Source organism: Duganella violaceipulchra (assembly GCF_019166075.1).
Taxonomy (GTDB): domain Bacteria; phylum Pseudomonadota; class Gammaproteobacteria; order Burkholderiales; family Burkholderiaceae_D; genus Rugamonas; species Rugamonas violaceipulchra.
The window spans coordinates 1-5,247 of the sequence record NZ_JAHTGR010000057.1 but is presented as its reverse complement, the minus strand read 5'-3'; the positions used below and the strand labels follow the sequence as shown (position 1 = coordinate 5,247).

At 69.2% G+C, this 5,247-nt stretch carries 1 protein-coding gene; it reads right to left on the bottom strand.

Annotated features, from left to right (window positions below):
* Positions 1 to 5,247 (bottom strand): non-ribosomal peptide synthetase (locus tag KVP70_RS32850; RefSeq protein ID WP_217946632.1); only part of this gene is annotated, 5,247 nt, incomplete at both ends.

Genomic DNA, 5,247 nt, shown 5'->3' with positions numbered 1-5,247 from the left:
AGCAGCAGCTGCGGCAGCGCCGCCGGCAGCGCCAGCGTCCGCGCCGCCAGCACCAGCCTGGCGCCGCAGTCGGCCAGCATCGCCGCCTGGCGGGCCGGCGGCAGCACCGCGTCCAGCGGCACATAGGTCGCGCCGGCCTTCAGGATCGCCAGTTGGGCGATGACCAGCCCGGCCGAACGCTCCAGGCAGGTCGCCACGCAGTCGCCCGCGCCGATGCCTTGCGCGATCAGGTGGTGCGCCAGGCGGTTGGCCTGCGCGTTGAGTGCCGCGTAGCTGAGCGTCTTTTGGTCGTGCACCAGCGCCACGGCCTGCGGCCGCAGCGCCACCTGTTGTTCGAACACCTGGTGCACGCCCAGTTCGGACGGATAGGCGGCGTCGCTTGCGTTCCACCCGTACAGAACCTGATCACGCTCCGCGTCAGCCAGAACGTCCACTGCCGCCAAGGGCGTCTCCGGCGCGGTTTCCAGCAGCGCCACCAGACTTTCCAGCGCCGTCTGCATATAACTGCATACCCGCGCTGGCGACACGGATTGATCGGCCTGCGCGGTCAGCATGAAGCCTTCCCCCAAGTCGTCCACCGACAAGCTCAGCGGGTAGTTGTTGTGCTCTTCGCCGCCGACGATTTCAACGCCTTCCCAGCCGCTGCCGGCCGGCTGCTCCGCGCCGGCGACGGCCGCCGCACTGTGACGATAGTTCAGCAATGACGAAAACAGCGGCGTCTGCGCGGCCACGCCGCTGCAACGCTGGGCCAGGGCCAGCGACGCATGCTCATGCCGCAGCAACTGCGTCAGCATCGTGTGCGCGCCGCGCAGCCCTTGGGCGACGCTGCCAGCCCCGGTGCTGATGCGCACCGGCAGCGTGTTGATGAACATGCCCAGCACCCGGTCGGAACCGGCGCCGCCCTGCATGCGGCCGAACAGCACAGTGCCGAACACCACGTCCTGGCGTCCCGACAGGCGCGCCAGCACCTGCGCCCAGGCCAGGTGCATCAGGCTGGCGGCGCTCACGCCGTGTGCGCGCGCCTGCGCGCGCAACTGCAATGCCAATTCGGCGGGCAACAGCTGTCTCGACTCCCCACTGCGCGAACCATCGCCGCGCACGTCCAGCAGGCCGTATGGCAGCGTCGGCTCGTCGATATCGGACAGCATCTGCGTGAAGAAAGCCTCATGCTCGGCGCGGCTCACGCCCAGGCGCGCCTGGGCGATGAAGTTACGGAACGGCAGCGCCCGTGGCAGCTCGGCCTCGCGGCCCAGCTGGATGGTGCGGATTTCCTCGACCAGGATTTCCAGCGTGGTATGGTCGATCGCCAGGTGATGCGTCAGCAGTTGCAACAGCCAGCGGCCGTTGGCGCGGTCCTCGCACAGGAAGGCGCGCAGCAGCGGCGCCTGGCGCACGTCGATACGGTAGTGGTGCGGGTCGTAACGGTCGCCCAGCTGCGCGGCGATTTCGCCGTCGGCCGGCGCCAGGACGATCTCCTCGACCAGCATGCGCGCCGAGCGCAGCACCACCTGCACCGGTTCGGCCAGGCCTTCCCACAGCACCGCGGTGCGCAGGATGTCGTGGCGGTCGATCACGGTCTGCAAACTACCGAGGAAGCCATCCAGCCGCACCCGGGTGTCGAACTCGATCAGCGTCGGCATGATGTAGGCGTCGCCCTCGCCCTGCATCATATGGTGGAACAAGATCCCTTCCTGCAGCGGCGCCAGCGGATAGATGTCCTGGATATTGGCGGCGCCGCCAGGCACCGTCGCAACGATACCGTCGATCTCCCGCTGGCTCAGTTGCACCAGCGGCAGCATGTCCGGCGTGATCGCCGCGCAGCCGTCGACGATGCCGTTGGCCGGCACCACCACGTCGCCCGCACCGCCGCCGACGGCCAGCGCCGCGATGGTCGGCGTGCCGAACAGCGCACGCACGTCGGTCTGCACGCCGGCCCGGCGCATGCGCTCGATCAGCGCCACCGCCAGCAGCGAGTGGCCGCCCAGTTCGAAGAAGTTGTCGTGGCGGCCGACCCGTTCCAGTTTCAGCAGCTCGGCCCAGATCGCCGCCAGCGTTGTTTCGGTCTCGCCCTGCGGCGCCTGGTAGCCGCGCGCGGCGTAGGCCTCGCCGTCCGGCGCCGGCAGCGCCTTGCGATCGAGCTTGCCGTTCGGCGTCAGCGGCAGCTCATCCAGCACCACGAAGGCGCCGGGCACCATGAATTCCGACAGCGTCCGGCCCAGCTGCGCGCGCAGCGCGGCGATGTCGAGCTCCATGCCGTCCTGGGCCGCCACGTAGGCCACCAGGCGCTGGTCGCCCGGCTGGTCTTCGCGCGCCAGCACCACCGCCTCGCGCACGCCGGCGCAGGCGGCCAGCGCCGCCTCGATTTCGCCCAATTCGATGCGGAAGCCACGGAGCTTGACCTGGAAGTCGTTGCGGCCCAGGTATTCGATATTGCCATCGTCCAGGAAGCGCGCCAGGTCGCCCGTCTTGTACAGCTTCGCTTCGGCCACGCCGGCAAACGGATCGGCAACGAAGCGTTGCGCCGTCAGTTCCGGTCGATGCAGATAACCGCGCCCCACCTGCACGCCGCCGATATACAGCTCGCCGGCCACGCCCAGCGGAACCGGACGCATCGCCTCATCAAGCAGGTAGATGCGGGTGTTGGCGATCGGCCGCCCGATCGGCACCATGGCGCGCGTATCGCCCGCCACGCTGGTCCAGGCCGTGACATCGACCGCCGCCTCGGTGGGGCCGTACAAATTGTAGAGCTGCGCGCCCGGCAGGCCGCCATGCAGGCGCTGCGCCAGCGCCGCCGGCAAGGCCTCGCCACTGCACACCACCCGCGTCACGCTGCCGCAAGCGTTCAACCGCCCGTGTTCCAGGAACACCTGCAGCATCGACGGCACGAAGTGCAGCGTCGTGACGCCTTCCCGTTCGATGGTCTCGCTCAGATACGCCGGGTCCTTGTGTCCCTGCGCCCTGGCCATCACCAGCCGCGCGCCGCAACTGAGCGGCCAGAAGAATTCCCACACCGATACGTCAAAACTGAACGGCGTCTTTTGCAGCACCACGTCCCGCGCGCTGAGCGCGTAGGCCTGCTGCATCCACACAATGCGGTTGACCACGCCCGCGTGCGCGTTCATCGCGCCCTTCGGCTGCCCGGTCGAACCGGAGGTGTAGATCACGTAGGCCAGATGCGACGGCGTCAGCGCCCCCCGCGCCAGATTGTGCACGGCCTGCGCGCGCCATGGCCCATCCTGCGCCTCCAGGTCGATGCGGGGCGCATCGCCGCCGATGCCGTCCAGCGCCTGCCGGCCGGCGCCGTCGAGCAGCACCGCCAGTGGCGCGCTGTCGGCCAGCATGTAGGCCAGCCGTTCATGCGGATAATCCGGGTCGAGCGGCACGTAGCAACCACCCGCCTTCAGGATGGCCAGCAAGGCCACCACCATGCCCACGCCGCGCTCGGCGCACACCGCCACCCGCACGTCCGGCGCCACACCCAGCGCCGCCAGATGGTGCGCCAGCTGGTTGGCCCGCTCGTTGAGCTGGCGGTAGCTCAGGCTGTCGCGCTCATCGTTCACGGCCACCGCCTCCGGGCTCGCCGCCGCCTGGCGCTCGAACAGCTCATGCAGGCAAAGCTCAGGTTCCCGCGCCGCGTCCGTGGCGTTCCATTGCTCCAGCATCAGCCGCAGTTCATCCTGCGGCAGCACGTTCAGCGCGTCGAGCGCCGCCGCCGGCCGGGTTTCCAGCGCGTTCACCAGTTGTGCCAGAGCCTCCTGGACATAGGCGCCCACGCGCTCGGCCGATATCGATTGATCGACCTGCACCGTCAAGACGAAGTCTTCGCCCAGATCGTCCACCGACAAGGTCAGCGGATAGTTGGTGCGCTCCTCTTGCCCCACGATTTCCACCCCGTCCCAGCCGCTGCTGGACTGCTGCTCCGTGCCGCCGATGGCGGTCGCGCTATGGCGGTAGTTCAGCAGCGACGAGAACAACGGCGTCTGCGCCGCCACGCCGCTGCAGCGCTGGGCCAGGGCCAGCGACGCATGCTCGTGCCGCAGCAACTGCGTCAGCAGCGCGTGCACAACCTGCACGCTCTGGCCAACACTCTGGCTGTCGACGCTGATGCGCAGCGGCAGAGTATTGATGAACATGCCCAGCACCCGGTCGGAACCAGCGCCGCCCTGCATACGTCCGAACAGCACCGTGCCGAACACCACGTCGCGGCGTCCCGACAGGCGCGCCAGCACCTGCGCCCAGGCCAGGTGCATCAGGCTGGCGGCACTGACGCCTTGCGCGCGCGCCTGCGCACGCAGGCGGCCGGCCAGGTCGGTCGGCATTCGCAGTACCGCCTCGTTGATCCGCGAGCCGTCACCGCGCACGTCCAGCAGGCCGTATGGCGCGCTCGGCTCGTCGATATCGGACAGCATCTGCGTGAAGAAAGCCTCATGCTCGGCGCGGCTCACCCCCAGGCGCGCCTGGGCGATGAAGTTACGGAACGGCAGCGCCCGTGGCAGCTCGGCCTCGCGGCCCAGCTGGATGGTGCGGATTTCCTCGACCAGGATTTCCAGCGTGGTATGGTCGATCGCCAGGTGGTGCGTCAGCAGTTGCAACAGCCAGCGGCCGTTGGCGCGGTCCTCGCACAGGAAGGCGCGCAGCAGCGGCGCCTGGCGCACGTCGATACGGTAGTGGTGCGGGTCGTAACGGTCGCCCAGCTGCGCGGCGATTTCGCCGTCGGCCGGCGCCAGGACGATCTCCTCGACCAGCATGCGCGCCGAGCGCAGCACCACCTGCACCGGTTCGGCCAGGCCTTCCCACAGCACCGCGGTGCGCAGGATGTCGTGGCGGTCGATCACGGTCTGCAAACTGCCGAGGAAGCCATCCAGCCGCACGCGGGTGTCGAACTCGATCAGCGTCGGCATGATGTAGGCGTCGCCCTCGCCCTGCATCATGTGGTGGAACAAGATCCCTTCCTGCAAGGGCGCCAGCGGATAGATGTCCTGGATATTGGCGCCGCCGCCCGGCACCGCCGCGACGATGCCGTCGATCTCCTGCTGGCTCAGTTGCACCAGCGGCAGCATGTCCGGCGTGATCGCCGCGCAACCGTCGACGATGCCGTTGGCCGGCACCACCACGTCGACCGCACCGCCGCCGGCGGCCAGCGCCGCGATGGTCGGTGTGCCGAACAGCGCACGCACGTCGGTCTGCACGCCGGCCCGGCGCATGCGCTCGATCAGCGCCACCGCCAGCAGCGAGTGGCCGCCCAGT